The 19,939-nt window shown below is 32.6% G+C and carries 19 protein-coding genes; 5 read left to right on the top strand and 14 right to left on the bottom strand.

Annotated features, from left to right (window positions below; genetic code table 11):
- The first annotated feature begins 1 nt into the window (after position 1).
- Genes Q0998_RS11905 through Q0998_RS11915 form a run of 3 tightly spaced genes read left to right on the top strand, consistent with a single transcriptional unit; the run spans position 2 to position 2,473 of the window.
- Positions 2-364, top strand: a complete 363-nt coding sequence (locus tag Q0998_RS11905) for a MauE/DoxX family redox-associated membrane protein (protein ID WP_299670193.1) — start codon at positions 2-4, stop codon at positions 362-364.
- A gap of 8 nt (positions 365-372) precedes the next feature.
- Entirely contained in the window at positions 373-1,986 is a 1,614-nt protein-coding gene (locus Q0998_RS11910; RefSeq protein ID WP_299670194.1) for an amidohydrolase, read from the top strand.
- Between the two features lie 43 nt (positions 1,987-2,029).
- Positions 2,030-2,473 (top strand): FKBP-type peptidyl-prolyl cis-trans isomerase, encoded by a 444-nt coding sequence (locus Q0998_RS11915; RefSeq protein ID WP_299670195.1) that lies wholly within the window; start codon positions 2,030-2,032, stop codon positions 2,471-2,473.
- A 50-nt stretch (positions 2,474-2,523) separates the two neighbouring features.
- Here Q0998_RS11915 and trpA read toward each other — a convergent pair whose 3' ends face one another.
- From trpA to Q0998_RS11985, 14 genes are all read right to left on the bottom strand, one after another.
- Complete coding sequence (trpA, locus tag Q0998_RS11920; RefSeq protein ID WP_299670196.1) at positions 2,524-3,291, bottom strand: tryptophan synthase subunit alpha; 768 nt, start codon at positions 3,289-3,291, stop codon at positions 2,524-2,526.
- Positions 3,292-3,385: 94 nt separating this feature from the next.
- Positions 3,386-4,570, bottom strand: coding sequence for a tryptophan synthase subunit beta (gene trpB, locus Q0998_RS11925; protein WP_299670197.1), 1,185 nt, complete (start codon positions 4,568-4,570; stop codon positions 3,386-3,388).
- 20 nt (positions 4,571-4,590) lie between these two features.
- A complete protein-coding gene (locus Q0998_RS11930) occupies positions 4,591-5,304 on the bottom strand; it encodes a phosphoribosylanthranilate isomerase (RefSeq protein ID WP_299670198.1) in 714 nt (237 codons plus the stop codon).
- A complete protein-coding gene (locus Q0998_RS11935) occupies positions 5,301-5,837 on the bottom strand; it encodes a DNA-deoxyinosine glycosylase (RefSeq protein WP_299670199.1) in 537 nt (178 codons plus the stop codon). The genes Q0998_RS11930 and Q0998_RS11935 overlap by 4 nt, the downstream gene beginning before the upstream one ends.
- A 55-nt stretch (positions 5,838-5,892) precedes the next feature.
- The gene (trpC, locus tag Q0998_RS11940; protein ID WP_299670200.1) at positions 5,893-6,681 is read right to left on the bottom strand and encodes an indole-3-glycerol phosphate synthase TrpC; all 789 of its coding nucleotides are present in this window, start codon (positions 6,679-6,681) and stop codon (positions 5,893-5,895) included.
- Between the two features lie 120 nt (positions 6,682-6,801).
- A complete protein-coding gene (locus Q0998_RS11945; RefSeq protein WP_299670201.1) occupies positions 6,802-6,978 on the bottom strand; it encodes a hypothetical protein in 177 nt (58 codons plus the stop codon).
- A 56-nt stretch (positions 6,979-7,034) separates the two neighbouring features.
- Positions 7,035-8,024 carry an anthranilate phosphoribosyltransferase gene (gene trpD, locus Q0998_RS11950; RefSeq protein ID WP_299670202.1) on the bottom strand — a complete coding sequence of 330 codons (990 nt, stop codon included), beginning with the start codon at positions 8,022-8,024 and terminating at the stop codon, positions 7,035-7,037.
- Between the two features lie 77 nt (positions 8,025-8,101).
- Positions 8,102-8,713 (bottom strand): aminodeoxychorismate/anthranilate synthase component II, encoded by a 612-nt coding sequence (locus Q0998_RS11955; RefSeq protein WP_299670203.1) that lies wholly within the window; start codon positions 8,711-8,713, stop codon positions 8,102-8,104.
- A 264-nt stretch (positions 8,714-8,977) separates the two neighbouring features.
- Entirely contained in the window at positions 8,978-10,420 is a 1,443-nt protein-coding gene (locus tag Q0998_RS11960; RefSeq protein WP_299670204.1) for an anthranilate synthase component I family protein, read from the bottom strand.
- A 333-nt stretch (positions 10,421-10,753) separates the two neighbouring features.
- A complete protein-coding gene (locus Q0998_RS11965) occupies positions 10,754-11,038 on the bottom strand; it encodes a type II toxin-antitoxin system YafQ family toxin (protein WP_299670205.1) in 285 nt (94 codons plus the stop codon).
- The gene (locus Q0998_RS11970; RefSeq protein WP_299670206.1) at positions 11,038-11,277 is read right to left on the bottom strand and encodes a hypothetical protein; all 240 of its coding nucleotides are present in this window, start codon (positions 11,275-11,277) and stop codon (positions 11,038-11,040) included. The genes Q0998_RS11965 and Q0998_RS11970 overlap by 1 nt, the downstream gene beginning before the upstream one ends.
- 134 nt (positions 11,278-11,411) lie before the next feature.
- Positions 11,412-14,750 (bottom strand): bifunctional amidotransferase subunit GatB/aspartate--tRNA ligase AspS, encoded by a 3,339-nt coding sequence (gene gatB/aspS / locus Q0998_RS11975; protein WP_299670207.1) that lies wholly within the window; start codon positions 14,748-14,750, stop codon positions 11,412-11,414.
- Positions 14,750-16,150: an amidase family protein gene (locus tag Q0998_RS11980; RefSeq protein WP_299670208.1), complete on the bottom strand. Its 1,401-nt coding sequence runs from the start codon at positions 16,148-16,150 to the stop codon at positions 14,750-14,752. The genes gatB/aspS and Q0998_RS11980 overlap by 1 nt, the downstream gene beginning before the upstream one ends.
- Before the next feature lies 1 nt (position 16,151).
- Positions 16,152-16,418: a hypothetical protein gene (locus tag Q0998_RS11985; RefSeq protein ID WP_299670209.1), complete on the bottom strand. Its 267-nt coding sequence runs from the start codon at positions 16,416-16,418 to the stop codon at positions 16,152-16,154.
- Between the two features lie 380 nt (positions 16,419-16,798).
- Between Q0998_RS11985 and Q0998_RS11990 the strand changes: the two genes are divergently transcribed.
- Entirely contained in the window at positions 16,799-17,560 is a 762-nt protein-coding gene (locus Q0998_RS11990; RefSeq protein ID WP_299670210.1) for a hypothetical protein, read from the top strand.
- Between the two features lie 328 nt (positions 17,561-17,888).
- Complete coding sequence (gene gyrB / locus Q0998_RS11995; RefSeq protein ID WP_299670211.1) at positions 17,889-19,826, top strand: DNA topoisomerase (ATP-hydrolyzing) subunit B; 1,938 nt, start codon at positions 17,889-17,891, stop codon at positions 19,824-19,826.
- Positions 19,827-19,939: the final 113 nt, after the last annotated feature.

The following is a 19,939-nucleotide window of genomic DNA, read 5'->3' on the forward strand; positions in this document are numbered from 1 at the left end:
CATGGAAACTGCTGTACTTATTTTACGAATTACTTTTGGAATTTTATTTTGTTTTGCAGGAATTATGCACTTGATAAAACCGAAGTTCTTTAAAAATTTTATACCAGATTTTCTTCCTAAGAAAATAGTCAACTATATTTTTGGAGCTATAGAATTTATAGTAGGATTCGGATTATTCTTTCCTGAAACCGTAAAAAATGCAGCAATGGGTATTCTTATATTGATGCTTCTTTTTTTACCTATTCATATTTGGGACGCAACAAAAGTAAGACCTGCAATTGGCTCTAAAAAAATAGCCTACATAAGAATTCCACTTCAATTTCTATTAATGTATTGCGCTTATATTATGTATAAAAACTCATAAATCAAAAAATGAAAAAAACACTTTTATTCTTAATTCCTCTATTAACATTTTCCTCCTGTAGTAAGGAAAAAGTAGATTTAATAGTGATGAATTCTAACACCTATACTGTAAATTCTAATTTTGAAAAAGCAACAGCATTTGCCATAAAAGATGGAATTTTTGTTGCCATTGGAAAAAATGAAGAGATTGAAGGAAAATACGAATCTGATTCAGTTATAGATGCTAAAAACCAAACTATTGTTCCTGGGCTTATAGATGCACATTGTCATTTTTACAGAATGGGTTTGCAACAGCAAAAGGTTTCTCTGGAAGGCACGAAAAGTTATGATGAAGTTTTACAAAAATTAGTCGATTTTCAAAAAGAAAAAAACACTTCATTTATTACAGGACGTGGTTGGGATCAAAATGATTGGGAAGTAAAAGAGTTTCCAACAAAAGAAAAATTAGATGTATTATTTCCAACAATTCCTGTAGCTATTGGCAGAGTTGATGGTCACGCTTTATTAGTAAATCAAGCTGCCATTGATTTAGCAGAAATTACAGAAAACACCAAAGTTTCTGGTGGTGAAATCATTTTAAAAGATGGAAAAATGACGGGTGTTTTGATTGATGCTGCTATGGATTTTGTCAAACTCCCAAAAACTTCGAAGACAGCAGCCATTCAAGGTCTTTTAGATGCTCAAAACATAGCCTTTTCTTACGGTTTGACAACTGTTGATGATGCTGGGTTAGATCGGAATATCATTGAGTTAATGGATAGTCTGCAACAAGCTAAAATTTTAAAAATGCGAGTGTATGCCATGGTTTCTGGAGACAAGCAAACACAAATAGATTATTACATCAATAAAGGAATCATTAAGACAGAAAAATTAAATGTGCGTTCTTTTAAAGTCTATGGAGATGGTGCTTTAGGCTCTAGAGGCGCTGCAATGCGCAAATCCTATTCAGATAGAGAAAATCATTTTGGAGCTTTGATCTATGCTCCAGAAAGATACCAAGAAATCGCAAAACAAATAGCCGCTTCAGCATATCAAATGAACACGCACGCCATTGGAGATTCAGCAAATACTTGGATGTTAAAAACCTATAAGGAAGTTTTACAAAATACTAAAAATAGGCGCTGGCGAATTGAACATGCACAGATAATTTCTGAAGAAGACTTCGAGAATTTTAATAATATTTTACCGTCAGTTCAACCTACACATGCTACTTCAGACATGTATTGGGCAAAAGATAGAATTGGTACACAAAGAATGAAAGGTGCGTATGCGTTTAAAGACTTATTAACTAAATATGGAAAAATTGCTTTGGGAACAGATTTTCCTGTAGAACAAGTAAACCCGTTTCTAACATTTTATGCCTCGACTATCAGAAAAGATTTAGAAAATTACCCAAAAGAAGGTTTTCAAATGGAAAATGCACTCACTAGAGAAGAAACTTTAAGGGGAATGACCATTTGGGCTGCATATGCTAACTTTGAAGAAGAAGAAAAAGGGAGTATTGAAGTTGGTAAGTTTGCAGATTTTATCATTTTAAACCAAGACATAATGCAAGTTAAAGGAAGTAAAATACCAGAAACAAAAGTAATATCAACTTTTTTAAATGGAGAGAAAGTTTATTAAATTTTTCAAAATATATTCGCAATTAAATTAAAAATTATAAAAAATGAAATCCTATTTAACTTTATTTCTATTTACAATTCTTTTAATATCCTGTTCTGAAGATTCAAAAGTTGAGGCTCAAACAGAAGCCGATATCATTACATATATTGAAGCTAATAATTTGAATGCTAAAAGAACAGTTTCTGGTTTATACTATGTTATAAACGAAGCAGGAAACGGAACTAGACCAAATAGCACTTCTAATGTAACAGTTGCCTACAAAGGATATTTTTTAGATGGTACTGTTTTTGATAAAAATTCAAGTGGTTACACTACTGGTCTTAATCAAGTGATTAAAGGTTGGACAGAGGGATTACAACTTTTTAAAGAAGGTGGAGAAGGTATTCTAATTGTGCCTTATGATTTAGGCTACGGTATTAATGGACGATCTGGGATTCCTGGAGGAGCGGTTCTAGTTTTTGATATTAAACTAATTCGTGTAAACTAAATTTACCTCTCATAAAATAAAAAAGCGAAACTTATAAAAGTTTCGCTTTTTTATGATATAATAGGAGTTATAAAAGCATCAATTTTATCAACGCCATTTTTAGCTACATTTTTTATAAAAGCAGAACCAATAATTGCTCCATTCGCATATTTACAAGCAGTATGAAAGGTTTGTTTATCAGAAATACCAAAACCAATAATCAATTTGCTTTTTAAATTCATAGCTTTAATTCTATCAAAATAATCAATTTGCTGATTCGAAATTTCTCCTTTTGCACCCGTAATTGATGATGATGCCACCACATAAATAAATGCTTTTGTATAGGAATCTATTTTTCTAATTCGTTCTTCTTCTGTATTTGGTGTAATTAAAAACACGTTTGTCAATCCATACTTATCAAATAATTGCTGGTAATGATTCTCGAATTCTACCATTGGTAAGTCAGGAATTATTAAAGTATCAATTCCACAATCTACTACTTTTTGACAGAATTTATCTTCGCCATATTTTAGCATTTGATTCAAATAGCCCATTAAAACCAAAGGGGTTTTATTGGTTGCTTTTATCGTCATTAATTGATCGAAAATAAGATCTAAATTGATTCCATTTTCTAAAGCTTTCTGGCTACTTTCTTGAATTGTTGGACCATCAGCCAAAGGATCTGAATACGGCAAACCAACTTCAATAAAATCTACGCCATGTTTTTCTAGTTCTGAAATAACTTTTGTAGTGTCATTCAACTCTGGAAAACCGCAAGTAAAATAAATTGATAAAAGATTTTGATCTTTTTTTTGAAATAATTTTTGAATTGAATTCATAGTCTTAATAATGTCTGTTCGAGCGCAGTCGAGAACTATTCGTACAAATTGTCATAACCTTTCGACTGCGCTCAAGGTGACAATTCTTTAAAATTTATTCCTCTAAATATTTACTATAAATATCCAAATCTTTATCTCCTCTACCCGATAAATTTATGACTACAACTTGGTCTTTTTTCAAATCCATTTTTGGCAAAACAGCCAAAGCATGCGCCGTTTCTAAAGCAGGAATAATTCCTTCTATCTTAGTCAACTCATAAGCCGCAGCCAATGCTTCTTTATCTGTCGCATTCATAAATTTAGCTCTGCCACTTTCATATAAAAAAGCGTGTAACGGACCAACTCCAGGATAATCTAATCCAGCAGAAATAGAATATGGCTCTTCAATTTGCCCGTATTCATCTTGCATTAGAATGGTTTTACTTCCATGAATAATTCCAACTTCTCCTAATTGAGAAGTTGCCGCACTCTCACCAGAATTTACACCTAAACCAGCAGCTTCCACAGCAATTAACTCTACCTCTTCATCATCCATATAATGATAAAAAGCACCCGCAGCATTAGAACCTCCACCAACACAAGCAATAATAGTGTCTGGGTTTTCTTTACCTGTTTTTTCTTTTAATTGCCATTTCATTTCTTCAGAAATAACTGCTTGCAAACGTGCCACCATATCTGGATGTGGATGTGGCCCCACAACCGAACCAATTAAATAAAATGTATCTGGATGCTGAATCCAATATCTGATTGCTTCATTTGTTGCATCTTTTAGTGTTTTACTTCCGCTTGTTGCAGGAACCACTTTTGCGCCTAACATTTTCATTCTTGCAACGTTTGGCGCTTGACGAACAATATCTTTTTCACCCATAAAGACAGTACATTCCAGTCCCATTAGCGCACAAACGGTAGCTGTTGCAACTCCGTGTTGCCCTGCTCCTGTTTCTGCAATGATCTTCGTTTTGCCCAATTTTTGAGCAATTAAAATCTGACCAACCGTATTATTTACTTTGTGTGCACCAGTATGATTTAAATCTTCACGTTTTAAGTAAATATGCGCTCCGTATTTTTCTGACAATCTTTTTGCTAAATACAAAGGTGTTGGACGACCTACATAATCTTTTAACAAAGACTTATATTCCGTCTGAAATTCCTCAGATTCAATAATTTGAATATAATTATCTTCTAATTCCTTCACATTTGGATATAGCAATTCTGGGATAAATGCACCTCCATATTGTCCAAAATATCCATTTTCATCGGGTTGAAACTTACTTTTCATATTTATCAATTTTCCAGACCTCACAGGTTTTGAAAACCTGTGAGGTCTTTTTTAAATTTCTTTAATTCTTCTATTTTCTTAACTCCTGGTTTACTTTCAAACTGGCTATTTACATCTAAAGCATAACAATATTTAGATTCTTGCCTGCGCAAGAATGACAAAACGTTCTCCACATCTTTCAAACCAATTCCTCCACTTAAAAAAAATGGTTTCTCAAAAGGGTATTTTTCTAAAACAGACCAATCAAATTTTGTACCATTTCCTCCTCTTTCTTTTCCTCTGGTATCGAATAAAAAATAATCTACAACGTTTAAATAGGGTTTTAAAATATCAAAATTGAATTCGTCTTTAATTCCGAATACTTTTATAACTTCTATTTCGTTTTTAGAAATTTTATGTTGATTTTTCTTCTTTTTAATTTGTTTATTCTCTTCACTAAACAAAGCACGTCTTTCTGCTAATTGATTTTTTAAATCTGTAACATATTCTACAGATTCGTCTCCGTGTAACTGAATTGCATCCAAACCATATTCTTCAACTAAAGATATTACAATCTCTTTATATTCATTTACAAAAACACCTGTTTTCTTGATTGATTTTGGCAATTCTGGAATAATACCTTCAAAGTTTCTTTTCGATTTTTCATAGAAAATAAAACCTAAATAATCAGGTTGCAACGCTGCAACTTGTTGGATATTTTCCACATATTTCATTCCGCAAACTTTCAACTTCATAGGATTGCTGTTTTCCAATTATTTAACTTTTCTCTAAATGAAAACCTTGCATTTGCAGGACTTGTAGATAAAACGGTTTCATAAACGACTCCTTCGATTTCGCTAAAATATTTAAAATATAATTTCTCCGCTTTCTTTCCATTGAAAATAATTTGTTTTACTGATGAATACATTTCTATAATTTCATTAATCGGATTCGGAACTTCATTTTTAATATCAGAATCTAAACTCGTTTTTCTATTGCCAAACTGACAAATATCCCATAATCCAATATGATTTCTTGTTAACATATCAATTCTCTCTGCATAATTTTCGCTAAAAACCTCATCAGTAAGTTCATAAATAATTTTCCAAAACGAATTTCTATTATTTGCATAATATTGCTGTTTCCTCAAAGATTGTTTGCCAGGCATTGTTCCTATAATAAACACTTTAGGATTTTGTGGCAAAATTGGGTCAAAAGATAAAGCCCCTGTTTCCCCAAAGGGAAGCAAACTAGAATCATTTTCTTTATTTTTATTTATTTTTTTCAAGATATTTATTTTCACAACAGTAAGAGTCCCTTCCCTTTGGGAAGGTTAGGATGGGCTATCGAATCTGACTCATAAATTCTTGACAAGCTTCTCCAGGATTTTCTTCTTTCATAAAATTTTCTCCAATTAAAAAACCATGAAACCCAAATTCTTTTAAACCAATAATAATTTTTGGATCAGAAATTCCACTTTCTGAAATTTTTAAGCAAGAATCTGGTATTTGATCTGCCAATTTAATAGAATGCTCTAAATCAACTTCAAACGTTTTTAAATTTCTATTATTAATCCCGATAATCTTATTATCCAAATCATTAATTTTATCCAAATCTTCTTGGGTATGCACTTCATACAAAACTTCCATTCCTAAATCTGTTGCTAAATTTCCGTAATTTTTTAGTTCTGTGGATGTCAAACAAGAAGCAATTAATAAAATTACATCTGCACCAATTGCTTTTGCTTCTACAATCTGAAATCCATCTACAATAAAATCTTTTCTTAAGATTGGTTTTTGCTGATTGATAACTCTTGCTTCCATCAAATCTGCCATCGTTCCTCCAAAAAATGAAGTATCGGTTAAAATTGATTGTGCGGCTACATTTGCATCTAAATATCCGTTGGTAACTTCTGCAATGGTTGCCTTGTCATTGATAATTCCTTTGGAGGGAGATTGTCTTTTATATTCTGCAATAATTCCTGTGGAACCCACTTCTAACAAAGATTTTTTTAATGAAAAAGTGGTTCTTCCAAAACTCGGACTTTCCACTAATTTATTTACAGGAACTTCTGCTTTTATCTTGGCAACTTCCTTCTTTTTAAATGCGATTATTTTATCTAAAATTGTCATTACTATTTTTAACTTTATGTCTGGTCGAGCGCAGTCGAGACCTAAATTTAACCTCTCGAAAACTGCGTTTGCTACTTTCAATCAAAATATATTTTGATTTCAGTAATGCTCGAGGAGACATTATTTATTACTATTTATCTTTTTATTTCTATACAACAAAAAAAAGTAAACTATAACTCCAACAATTAATCCTACAACTGTATGTTTAATAATACTTTTTGTTTGAATTCCTACAGCCGCTCCCATCATAAGAAAGGCTGGAATAATTAGAATTATATTATTTTTCTTTTTTGTCATTTTATTTTTGACTTACCAGACCTCACAGGTTTTAAAACCTGTGAGGTCTCTAATTTCTATAAACTTACTAATTTCTCTAATGTTTGTTTTGCTTTCAATCCAAATAATGAACTTTTTGCTTCCTCAAAAGCAGTTTCAAAACTTTTTGTTTCATCAACAATTGTTAAAGCAAAAGCAGCATTTGTTAACACCACACTGTTTTGTGCATCTGTTCCTTTTCCATCTAAAATAGATTGAAATATTTTTGCTGCATCTGCGACAGAGTTTCCTCCAAATATTTCTGATTGCTGAATTCTTTTCTGTCCTAAATCTTCTGGATTTATAATTTGTTCTCCGTTTTTAGTGAATAATTTAAATCCGCTTGTTAAAGAAATTTCATCATAACCATCTAACGCATGAATAATTCCGTAATTGATATTTTCTTCTTGTAAAATATAATTATACAAACGTGCAATTTCTAAATTAAAAGTTCCTAGTAGGTGATTTTTTGGTGAACTCGGGTTTACCAAAGGACCTAACATATTAAAAAACGTTTTTAATGCCAATGCTTTTCTTGTAGGACTCACAGCTTTCATTGCTGGATGAAATTTAGGAGCGTGTAAAAAACAGATATTTGCTTTTTCTAAATGTTCTTTCAAAACGTTTTCATCATTGGCAAATTGATATCCAAAACTCTCTAACATATCTGATGAACCAGATTGCGAAGACACCGAATAATTCCCGTGTTTTGCAACTTTCTGACCTGTTCCTGCCACAATAAATGAAGTTAAGGTTGAGATGTTGAATGTATCTTTTCCATCACCACCAGTTCCCACAATATCGATCGTGTTATAATCAGAAAAATCTACTTTTATAGCCAATTCTTTTAATGCGTTTCTAAAACCAGAAAGCTCATCTACCGTAATTGGACGCATCATAAAAACTGTCATAAAAGATGCTAAATGTGCATCATTATATTTCTCTGAAGCCATATCGATTAAGATCTGTTTTGCTTCTGATTTTGATAGTCTTTCGTGATTATATAGTCTGTTTAAAATTTGTTTCATGTATGCTGAATTTATTTCAGTATCCTTTTTTCTCCTGCAAGGTCTTTTTTTGACCTTGTAGGTATAATTTAAAATACCTACAAGGTTTTGAAAACCTTGCAGGATGTTTTGGAAACCTTGCAGGAGTTGATAAAATTCCTCACCAATTGCTCACCAACATCTGTTAAAATAGATTCTGGATGAAATTGAACCGCAGAAATTGGAAACATTTTATGCTCAATGGCTTGAATTAAGCCATCTTCATCTCTTGCAGTTACTTGTATTTCTTCTGGAAAACCTTCATCTGTTGCTGCCCAAGAATGATATCTTGCCGCTAAAAATGTTTCTGGAACATCCTTAAAAATAATTGCATTTTTATCTGTTACCCTCATTTCTGTGGCAACTCCGTGAAAAACATCTTCTAAATTGATGATTTTTCCGCCGAAAACTTCTGTAATGGCTTGCAAACCTAAACACACTCCGAATATTGGTTTGATGCCTGCATAGGTTTTTATGACTTCTTTTAAAATGCCTGCTTCTTCTGGAATTCCTGGTCCTGGAGACAACATAATCATATCGTAGTTTCCAACATCTGCAATACTGATTTCATCGTTTCTAAAAACTGCAGGCAAATTTCCTGTAATTTTCTCTACCATGTGCACCAGATTGTAGGTAAACGAATCGTAATTGTCTAAAATTAATATTTTCATATTTATTTGTTTCTCCTGCAAGGTCTCAAAGACCTTGTAGGTATTTTTGTTTTTATCATTTAGACCTACAAGGTTTTGAAAACCTTGCAGGATGTATGTAAACTAGCAATCTGCGTTAGGGATTGAATGGTCTGTTTGAGCTCTTTTTTGTTTTTCTCAAAAAAAGCGAGTAATGAAAGCCCGTTAAAACGCCCAAATTAAAATTATTCTATTTTCCTTTTTTTAGTATATACCTACAAGGTTTTTGAAACCTTGCAGGATATCTTAAATATCTTCCGCTAAAATCAACGCTTTTTTTAACGCTGCTAATTTATTATTTACTTCTTGTAATTCTTTTTTTTCATCGGAATGAATTACGATTCCTGCACCTGCCTGCGAATATAAAACGTTGTTTTTACTCACAAAAGAACGAATGGCAATCGCCAAATTCACGGAACCATCTAAACCGATAATGCCCACTGCGCCACCGTAAAATCCGCGGGTTTGATTCTCATATTTGTCAATTAATTCCATGGCTTTGTACTTTGGTGCGCCACTTAAGGTTCCTGCAGGAAACGTATCGCCCACAATTTCAATCGGATTTCCTTTAATTTTTCCTCTTACTGTAGAAACCAAATGAATTACGTGGCTAAAATATTGCACTTCTTTAAAAACTTCAACAGTAACATTATCTGCATGTTTGCTTAAATCGTTTCTCGCCAAATCTACCAACATTACGTGTTCTGCAGTTTCCTTTTTATCTTCGGATAATTTTTTACCGAGAACTCGATCCTGCACAATATCTCCAGTTCTTCTAAAAGTTCCTGCAATTGGATTAATGGTTGCTTTTCCTGCGGAAATCTTAATTTGCGCTTCTGGCGAAGAACCCATTAATTTAAACGAACCGTAATCGAAATAAAATAAATAGGGCGACGGATTTATAGAACGTAGAGCTCTATATACATTGAATTCATCTCCTTTAAATTTTTGCTGAAATTGGCGAGACAACACCAATTGAAAAACATCGCCACGCTTACAATGCGACTTTGCTTTTCTTACATATTCCATAAACTCTTCTCCAGTTGTATTGGAAGTTTCTTCGCCTACAATTTCGAACTTTTGTGTATTAAATGCTTGTGCATCAATTATAGTTTGAACTTCTTTGATACGAGTTTCCGTGCCTTCTTCGATATTCTCTATTAATGTAATTTCGTTATTAAAATGATTGATAGCAATGATAAATCGGTAAAAACTATACTGCATTTCTGGAATTGCAGAAGGTGTTTTTTTATTTTTAAATTGAATATTCTCAAAATATTGAACAGAATCAAAAGTTGTGTAACCGTATAAACCATTGTATGACTTTAATTCGGCAGGACAATCTAAAGCTATTGAATTGGTGAATTTATCGAATAATTGATAGAAATTTTTATTAATGGGTTGTTCCTCAATTCGAGTCCCTTTATAAGTAATAGAAAATTTGTAATTATCTACTTTCATGGTAACAATGGGTTCAATTGCGATAAAAGAGAAGCTTCCTTCTTTTCTATGATAATCTGAACTTTCTAACAAAAGTGTGTTTGCAAATGCATCTCTAAAACGCAAGTACAAACCTACAGGTGTTACCGTGTCTGCAATTTTTGTTTTATGGATTGTTTTGAATCCCCTTTTACTTTCCCCAAAGGGGAAAAACTCTTGTGGCTCTGCTGAATGTTTATTTTTACTCATAATTCTGTTTCTATTCTAATTTCTTCCTGGAGCTTGTGTTGAGCGCAGTCGAAACAGGAAGGTTAGGATGGGAAAAGCAAAAAGGCTTATCGTGAGATAAGCCTTTTTTTATATTTATAATATAGGTTTAGTTCTCACTTATTAATTAAGAGAGTTCCACCACCAAGTATTTTTTGTGTTTAATTTCATTGTTCAACAAAAATAAGGTAGATTTTTAAATTGAGCAACCTTTATTTTGAATTATTTTGGACTTAACCGCAGAGTTCACCAAGTTTTTTCACAAAGGTCGCAAAGGCTCTTCTATAAAGCTTTGCGCACTTTTTAGTTAAACCTCTATTTAAAAAGTTCTGAGTGTGAACCAATCCTAACCAATTTGATGGTATAGTCTTCTTCAATTTGAAACCAAATGATTAATAAATCTGGTTTTATATGACATTCCCAATTATTTTTATAATTCCCTTTTAACTTATGAGGTTTCATTTCTAAAGGAACACCTTTTGCACCACTAATTTGCAAAATTTCTAAAACTTGAAAAGTTAGTTCTAAATCGAATTTACTTTTCTTAGCTAACTTTTTTAAATCTTTTTTGAATTGTGTAGACTCTTTTAAAAAATACACTAATTTTTAGATTTTAATAATGCTTCCTTATAAGCATTAAGGTTTGTAATTGATGTTAATTCTTTAGTACTCTCTACTTCTTCTAATGCATCAATTGTAGTTTTATTAGGAATATTTCCCACATCTTTATACAATAAATGCTCTATATAATTATTTAAACTTCTGTTAGAACTTTTTGCTTTTTCTTTTATCATTTCTAACAATGTTTTATCGATTCTAAATGCTGTTTGAGTTTTCATGATAATATAATTTTAATAAAAATACAAAATAACAGTCTGTTATACAAATGATACTAAAACTAATCGAAAAGGGGCAGAAAAAAACGCAAAACAACAAAAGCAAAACTTTGCGCTCTCTGCGGTTAAAAATATGATTACTTACGTATAATCTTCACATTCATTTCCTCCACCTTTTTATCTGATAAAATGGAAGGTGCATTGAATAATAAATCTTCGGATGATCCTGTTTTCGGAAACGCCATTACTTCTCTAATAGATGCTTTCTTTTCTAAAATCATCATTAATCTGTCAACTCCCCAAGCAATTCCTCCATGCGGTGGTGCTCCATATTGAAACGCTTTGTACATGGTTCCCACACTTTTTAGCATTCCTTCTTTGTCATAACCCATGTTTTTATAGGTTGCTTCTAAAATTTCTGCTTTGTGTGCACGAACGGAACCTCCACCAATTTCATAACCGTTTAAAATTAAATCGTATTGTTGTGCGATAATGGTTCCGATTTCATCTTCATTACCAGTTATATGTTTTTCTAAATCATACACTGCTGGCATCGAAAAAGGATTGTGCGTAAAGGTCCATTTGCCTTCGTCTGTTTTTTCAAACATTGGGAAATCTACCACCCAAGCGGGTCTTAATTCTTTCGGATTGATGAGTTTTAAAATGCGCGCCATTTCTTGACGAACAGCGTCTAATGCCTTGTTGGCAGTTGCATAATCTGCAGCAGAGAAAAAGACAATATCTCCTATTTGAGCATTGGTTACTTTGATAATATTTGCCGCAATTTCTTCACCTAAAAATTTAATTATTGGAGATTGTAAATCGTTTTCATTCACAATAATATACGCCAAACCACCTAAACCATTTTGTTGTGCAATGGCTGTCAGGTTTTCAATCTGACCTTTAGACATTCTTTTGTTTCCTTGTTCTTTTGCAGAAACCTTGATGCATTTTACGATTCCACCTTCATCAATGGGTTTGCTAAAAACCTGAAAAGTGGTTTCTTTTACAATTTGGGTGATGTCTTGCATACGCAAACCGTAGCGTAAATCTGGTCTGTCGCAACCATAGGTATCCATCGCATCTTTATAAGTTATGACTTCAAACGGATGTAAAATCCATTTTTTACCGTAGATTTTCTTTACCACTTCATTAAACATTTTGGTGTTTAAATCGATGATTTGCTGCATACTTGCATACGCCATTTCAATATCTAATTGTGTAAATTCTGGTTGTCTGTCTCCTCTTGAATCTTCATCTCTAAAACAACGTGCAATTTGAAAATACTTTTCAAATCCACCCACCATTAACATTTGCTTAAATTGTTGTGGCGCTTGTGGTAAGGTGTAAAAAGAACCCGTTTGTTTTCTTGTGGGCACAATAAATTCTCTGGCGCCTTCGTCTGTTCCTGCAGTTAAAATTGGGGTTTCTATTTCTAAAAATTCTTCTTCGTCTAAAATATCACGTAATAATTTGATGACTTTATGACGATTTACAATGGCTCTGCGGACATCATCATTTCTGTGGTCTAAAAATTTGTATTGAAAACGAACGGCTTCATTCGATTTTGTGGCTCTTTTAATTTCAAAAGGCAAGGTTTTAGAAAGATTTAAAATTTCTAAATCAGACGTTTCTAATTCTATTTTACCCGTTCTTAAACCTGCATTGTAATCGTCTTCTTTTCTTTGAACTACAATTCCAGTTACAGCTATTACAGATTCTGGTTTCAGTTTTACCAAATCCTCTAAATTAGGAAAAGATTCTCTACTTAATCGAACCTGAAAAACTTGATTGCTGGAATCGCGTAAATCGATAAAAATTAATTCTCCGTGATCTCTAACACTAGAAACCCAACCAGATAAAGTTACTTTTTCTTTAATTGAATTTTCTGATAATTGAGAGATTTTATGCGTTCTATACTCCTCTTTAATTATGATCGGAATTTCTGGTAATTCTTCCTCTTGGTTATTTCCTGAAGGATTTTCAACTTTCTCACCTGATTTTTTAGCGTTAGAAACCGAACTCTGAACTTTTAACTCTGAACCTTGAACTTGAGAAATAATTTCATTTCGAACCACTTTCCCTGATGCTCCTTTTCCGATAATTGAAATCACTTTACCAACTAAAACCCCTGCTTTTCCTTGGTTTCCTGCTTTAATATCGTTTGCAATTGCTTCGTTTTCTGAAAGTACTTTTGCAATTGCTCCTGTTATTTTTTCTTCGGAAATTGTATTATCTTCAAAATATTTTTTAAAGTCGAAAGTTCTATCTTTTAAGTAAGAAGTTATTCCATTCTGAACTAAAACAGACGTGATTTTATCATCTTTAAATAATTGAAAAATTTCAATTAAATGGTCAATATCATGAATGTTTTCATATTCATCTGCACCAATATTATTCACCAATGTTTTTGCAACAAAAGACGGATCTTGAATTGCATTGTTGATTGTCATAAACGTTTTAGAACGAATCGCATCCGCAGTAAAAAACTTGGCATCTTGTGGTAAAACATCCCCCTTAATTAATACAGACTCCACCGCATAAGGCAACGTACTGGCATCAATTTTTATAGATTCTACAACTTCTTTTATGGATACAAACGGCAAATCGGGTTCAGAAATAAAACGGTAATCTGCTTCAAATTCCTTTTTACGCATCGTTTTAGTTTGCTTTAAATCTGCATCCCATAAAACCGTCGTTTGGTCTGGTCTAAACTCTTTATGTTCTGTATAATAAGAAAGTTGTTTCTCAATTTCTTCCTTTAAAGCATCCACCATAAACTTGAAAGAATTCAGGTTTTTGATTTCGGTTCTAGGATTCAAATTATAGGTATGTTTTTTTCGAAGTGACACAGAAACATCCGACTTGAATTCTCCTTTTTCTAAATTTGCTTCAGAGATTCCTAAATTTTGCACAATTCGTTGAATATATTGTGCATAGATAGAAGCATCTTCAATATTTCTAATACAAGGTTCCGTTACAATTTCAATTAACGGAACACCCGCTTTGTTAAAATCTACCAACGAAATCTTCTTTTCGTGCATTAATTTTGCCGCATCTTCTTCGATATGAACTTGTGTTAAATTCACCGTAAATTGAGATCCGTCATTTCGGTAACAAGAAACTTGTCCGTCTGGAATTACAGGATTATGAAACTGTGTAATTTGTATGTTTTTAGGATTGTCTGGATACTCGTAATGCTTACGATCCCACGAGATCACCTCATTTTTAAAAGAAGAACGAACAGCCTTACCAAAAACAATTGCCTTTGTAATTGCATCTTTATTAATCGCTGGCAAAACGCCCATTTGTCCTGTACAAACCGAGCAAATATTCGTGTTTGGAATTTCTGTTTCCTCATTCGGACAAGCACAAAATAACTTTGTCTTTGTATTTAAACGAACATGGGTTTCTATTCCGATAATTAATTCTAAATCCTGTGCTTTTAAAGCCTCGTTTAATTGCGCTAATTCCATTATAAAATATCGTTTAAGAAGTTCGCAAATTGTAACACTTGTGCGTCTTTTTTTTGGTCTGCTGTGATTTGTAATCCTGTTGAAGTTCCTTTAGGAATCGTTAGCGTGGGCAAACCACCCAAACTAAAACCAACCGTGTAAGCGTCTGACAAATACATGGCTAAAGGATCTTGTAAACTCTCGCCAATTTTAGGCGGATTTGCAGGTGTTACAGGTGATAAAATAATATCAACCTGATGAAAATCTTCAGTAAATCTTGCTGAAATTTGGTCTCTTAAATTTTGTGCTTTTAAATAAATTTCATCAGAAAAACCTTGCGATAAAACCTGGTTTCCACCAACTATTCTTCGTTTAGACTCTTCAGAGAAATTTTCTGATCGTGTTATTGAATAGGTGTCTTTTAAATTCTCGCCTTCAATTCTTGCTCCGTAATTTGTGCCGTCTAAACGCGATAAATTAGAAGCTGTTTCTGCCATTGCCAACGTATAATAGGTAGAAACTAACATATCAGCATCAAAAAAATCGAGTTCTTTAACTTTAATTCCTTTGGCTTTTATTTTTTTGATGGTTGCTAAAAAATCTTCTTTTATTGTTGATGAAATTGCCTTACTTTCAATAAAATTTTTAAAATAACCAACTGTTTTTATTGCTGATGCATTTGAGATTTCCTCCTCTAAAATTTCTTCCGAAGCATAACTTGTTTGATCTTTTACGTCTTTTCCACTCATGATATTTAAGACAATTCTAATGTCTTCAATTGATTTTGCAATCGGCCCCACACAATCTGTAGAAGATGCATACGCCATTAATCCGAAACGAGAAACTCTTCCATACGTTGGTTTAAAACCATATACTTTATTATAACCTGCTGGCTGACGAATAGAACCGCCAGTATCGCCACCAATAGAAAAAGTGGTAAAATCTTTGGCAACATTTACCGCAGAACCTCCAGAAGAACCTCCACCAACTAATGCTGGATTTATAGCATTTTTTACAGCGCCAAAAATGGTATTTTCTGACGATGAGCCATGTCCGAAACTATCACAATTTTCTTTTACTAACGGAATGGAACCAGCATCTACTAATTTTTGAATCGCAGTTGCTGTATATGGTGATTTGTATTTTTTCAACAAATTGGAACTTGCCGTTGTATAGGTTCCTTGAACCATATAGACATCTTTAATTCCGAATGGAATGCCTTCTAACAGCCCGATTTTTTCTCCGTTTGCAATTTTAGAGTCTACTTTAGAAGCTAGTTCTAAAGCTGTTTCCTCTAACAGTGAATTGACTGTATGATACTTATTTTGCTTTAATAAATCTAATTTTTCTTGCACCAAAGCAGTACAAGATATTTCTTTCGACACCAATAGCTGATGTAACTTTTTTATCTGCGATTCCATATTAATCTTCTATCACTTTAGCAACCACTAAAAAGCCGTTTTTCTCTTTCGGGAAGTTCTCTTTGATGATCTGTTTTTCGATTGCCGAACTTTCAATCACAACATCTTCTCTTAAATCATGTAAAGAAACCACATTAGTATTGACAGTATTTGCAGTATTCGAATTCTGATTTGCATTTTGAATTACCTCAAATAATTGATTCACTGATTGTGATGGTTTTGCACCTTTAATACTCGACAAAATGTCTACTGTCATTATGTTACTCATTTCTTTAATTTTTAAATTAAGATTCTGAAACATACTGAAACAAGTTCAGCATGAAAGTTCAGAACATGAAAAAAGCCTTCCGATGTGGAAGGCTTTTATCTATTTTTAAACAACAACCTTCCGTCCTATATATTAGGAGTATTGAAATTACGATTGTTATTATTTATGATCATATGAAAATTCTATGCGAGCAAATATATATAGAATAAATGGTACAAAAACTTCTTTTTTATGATTTTATATCACCATTATAGTATATTTAAAAAAAATCTATTTATCTGTTGATATCATAAAATGTACTACGAATTAATTATGAACGTTAATAATCAACGAAAGTATCCTCTTGGAAATGGTTCTAAATATTGCTAAATTTATAAATTATGAAATCCTATTTAAAAATATTTCTATCTAAAAAGGTAATTCTAGTAATTTTTGTACTTATAAGTGTTGAATCTGTTTGTCAAATTCAGAAGCAAAAAATAAATTTTCCAATAGGATTTTACACAAAAGAAAACGTTAATATTTTTGGGTTATCTCTTGGATTAAGGTCTAAAATATTAGAAAAAAAATCTAAAACTTTTGGACTACGCTTAGAGCCATTCGGTAGTGGAATGTTTATATTATTTGCTTCCAACACATATTCATTTCCCGATTATCAAAAAAATTTTGGTAATAAAGAAATAGATATTCCTAATGAGATCATCAATGGAATTAACCTATCAACTGGTACAATTACCTATGCGAATGTAAACGGTATTAGTATTTCTTCTGGAATACAAGCATTAAGAAAAGTAAACGGAATATCTTTTGCTTTTTCTAATTCATCTTTTGAACATATTGGAATTCAATTAGGTTTATTTGGATCTAGCGCTTACAAAATGACTGGATTATCTTTAAGCGCTATGAACTCCGATATTAAAAATGGACAAGGAGTTCAAATTTCAGGTTTTAACAACACAACAAATTTCATAGGATTACAAATTGGAATTTGGAATGGTATAGAAAATAAGAATAACATATTTAAAGGCTTACAAATTGGTTTGCAAAATAATGCTGGCAATTTAAAGGGAATCCAAATTGGTTTATGGAATAAAAATAGCAAACGTTCATTACCTTTTCTGAACTGGAATTTTAAAAACTAGTTTTTAACTTATATAATGAACTCGCTTTTTAAGGGAAATATTCTCTTAAATGACTAATTTTTTAGGATTAATAAAGTTTAAAATTAAAGATATAAGCAACTACTCAATTTTCAAATCTACAAAGCAAAAATAAACCATTGAAAATCATTTTTGAAGCCATTTTTAAGCGATTTAAGCCATTTCTACGTTTTTAACAAATGTTGATAATTCTAGAAGTTAATTGCTCAAATCGGCTAAAAAACGATTCAAAAATCGTAAATTTGAGTTTCATAAATTCGTTTTTCAAGACGAGTTTTATCAACCTTAAAATTTATAATTCACTTAAACGATGAGCGAAGACAAGAAAAATAATTATGATGCTTCCAGTATTCAGGCATTAGAAGGAATGGAGCATGTAAGAATGCGTCCTTCTATGTATATTGGAGACGTTGGCATACGTGGTTTACACCATTTAGTATATGAAGTTGTAGATAATTCTATTGATGAAGCAATGGGTGGTTATTGTGACACTATTGATGTTACAATTAATGAAGACAACTCAGTAACTACTAAAGATAACGGACGTGGAATTCCTGTTGGAATTCATAAAAAAGAAGGCGTTTCTGCACTGCAGGTTGTCATGACAAAAATTGGTGCTGGTGGTAAATTCGACAAAGATTCTTATAAAGTTTCTGGTGGTTTGCACGGTGTTGGTGTAAGTTGTGTAAATGCACTTTCAGAGCACTTAACAGCCACAGTGCATAAAGAAGGCAAAGTTTGGCAACAAGAATATGCTAAAGGAAAAACCTTATATCCTGTAAAAACAATAGGAGAAACAGATTTTACTGGAACCATTGTTACTTTTTCACCAGACAAATCTATTTTTACTCAAACTACAGAATACAATTACGATACGTTGGCAACTCGTATGCGTGAATTGTCTTATTTGAATAAAGGAATTACCATTACCTTAACAGATAAACGCAATACAGATGATGAAGGTAATTTTATTTCTGAAGTTTTTCATAGTGACGAAGGTTTGCCAGAATTTATTAAATATTTAGATTCTACACGTGAGCAGTTAACGGCAAAAGTAATTTCTATGGAAGGGGAGAAAAATGGGATTCCTGTTGAAGTTGCGATGGTGTATAATACGTCTTATGCAGAAAACTTACATTCTTATGTAAACAATATCAACACGCATGAAGGAGGAACCCATTTATCTGGCTTTAGACGTGGTTTAACAGGAACGTTAAAAAAGTATGCCGATAATTCTGGTTTATTAAAAAATGTAAAGTTTGAAATTGCTGGTGATGATTTTAGAGAAGGCTTAACAGCAATTATATCTGTAAAAGTTGCAGAACCACAATTTGAAGGACAGACGAAAACCAAATTAGGAAACAGAGAAGTAACTTCGGCAGTATCGCAAGCAGTTTCAGAAATGCTCACTGATTATTTAGAAGAAAACCCAAATGATGCAAAAATCATTGTTCAAAAAGTAATTTTAGCAGCTACCGCAAGACACGCAGCACGTAAAGCCAGAGAAATGGTACAACGTAAAACAGTGATGTCTATTGGTGGTTTGCCTGGTAAGTTATCAGATTGTTCAGAAACAGATCCTGCGCTATGTGAAATTTTCTTAGTTGAGGGAGATTCTGCAGGGGGTACCGCAAAACAAGGTCGTGATCGTAATTTTCAAGCCATTTTACCACTCCGTGGGAAAATTTTAAATGTTGAAAAAGCGATGCAACACAAAGTTTTTGAAAATGAAGAAATCAAAAACATGTTTACAGCTTTAGGAGTTTCTATCGGAACAGAAGAAGACCCAAGAGCTTTAAATTTATCTAAAGTAAGATACCATAAAGTAGTTATTATGTGTGATGCCGATGTAGATGGATCGCATATTGCCACTTTAATCTTAACGTTTTTCTTTAGATATATGAGAGAAATGGTAGAGCAAGGGTATGTTTACATTGCAACACCACCTTTATATCTCGTAAAAAAAGGCCAAAAAAAGGAATATGCTTGGGATGACAATCAACGTGATTTGATTGCACAGCAAATGGGTGGGTCTGTAACAATACAGCGTTACAAAGGTCTTGGAGAGATGAATGCTGGTCAGCTTTGGGACACCACCATGAATCCTGAATTTAGAACTTTACGTAAAGTTGTAATCGATAGTCCAACAGAAGCAGACAGAGTTTTCTCGATGCTAATGGGAGACGAAGTACCACCACGTAGAGAATTTATTGAGAAAAACGCAAAATATGCGAATATTGATGTGTAATGCAATCTCTTACTAAATTTAATTATAAAACCTCAACTAATAAGTTGGGGTTTTGTGTTACCTACAATTAGGTGTTTTCCCCTGTTTTTTGGTAAAAACACCTTACCTTAATA

Source organism: uncultured Polaribacter sp. (genome assembly GCF_947501385.1).
Classification (GTDB): Bacteria; Bacteroidota; Bacteroidia; order Flavobacteriales; family Flavobacteriaceae; genus Polaribacter.

Bases quoted from the DNA above. Each gene is read 5' to 3' on its own strand.
- trpD (WP_299670202.1), bottom strand. From the start codon at position 8,024: ATGAAACAAATTTTAAACAGACTATATAATCACGAAAGACTATCAAAA.
- Q0998_RS11990 (WP_299670210.1), top strand. From the start codon at position 16,799: ATGAAATCCTATTTAAAAATATTTCTATCTAAAAAGGTAATTCTAGTA.
- Q0998_RS11930 (WP_299670198.1), bottom strand. From the start codon at position 5,304: ATGAAGTTGAAAGTTTGCGGAATGAAATATGTGGAAAATATCCAACAA.
- Q0998_RS11910 (WP_299670194.1), top strand. From the start codon at position 373: ATGAAAAAAACACTTTTATTCTTAATTCCTCTATTAACATTTTCCTCC.
- gatB/aspS (WP_299670207.1), bottom strand. From the start codon at position 14,750: ATGGAATTAGCGCAATTAAACGAGGCTTTAAAAGCACAGGATTTAGAA.
- gyrB (WP_299670211.1), top strand. From the start codon at position 17,889: ATGAGCGAAGACAAGAAAAATAATTATGATGCTTCCAGTATTCAGGCA.
- trpA (WP_299670196.1), bottom strand. From the start codon at position 3,291: ATGAATTCAATTCAAAAATTATTTCAAAAAAAAGATCAAAATCTTTTA.
- Q0998_RS11980 (WP_299670208.1), bottom strand. From the start codon at position 16,150: ATGGAATCGCAGATAAAAAAGTTACATCAGCTATTGGTGTCGAAAGAA.
- Q0998_RS11970 (WP_299670206.1), bottom strand. From the start codon at position 11,277: ATGAAAACTCAAACAGCATTTAGAATCGATAAAACATTGTTAGAAATG.
- Q0998_RS11985 (WP_299670209.1), bottom strand. From the start codon at position 16,418: ATGAGTAACATAATGACAGTAGACATTTTGTCGAGTATTAAAGGTGCA.
- Q0998_RS11915 (WP_299670195.1), top strand. From the start codon at position 2,030: ATGAAATCCTATTTAACTTTATTTCTATTTACAATTCTTTTAATATCC.
- Q0998_RS11905 (WP_299670193.1), top strand. From the start codon at position 2: ATGGAAACTGCTGTACTTATTTTACGAATTACTTTTGGAATTTTATTT.
- Q0998_RS11955 (WP_299670203.1), bottom strand. From the start codon at position 8,713: ATGAAAATATTAATTTTAGACAATTACGATTCGTTTACCTACAATCTG.
- Q0998_RS11960 (WP_299670204.1), bottom strand. From the start codon at position 10,420: ATGAGTAAAAATAAACATTCAGCAGAGCCACAAGAGTTTTTCCCCTTT.
- trpC (WP_299670200.1), bottom strand. From the start codon at position 6,681: ATGACAATTTTAGATAAAATAATCGCATTTAAAAAGAAGGAAGTTGCC.
- Q0998_RS11945 (WP_299670201.1), bottom strand. From the start codon at position 6,978: ATGACAAAAAAGAAAAATAATATAATTCTAATTATTCCAGCCTTTCTT.
- trpB (WP_299670197.1), bottom strand. From the start codon at position 4,570: ATGAAAAGTAAGTTTCAACCCGATGAAAATGGATATTTTGGACAATAT.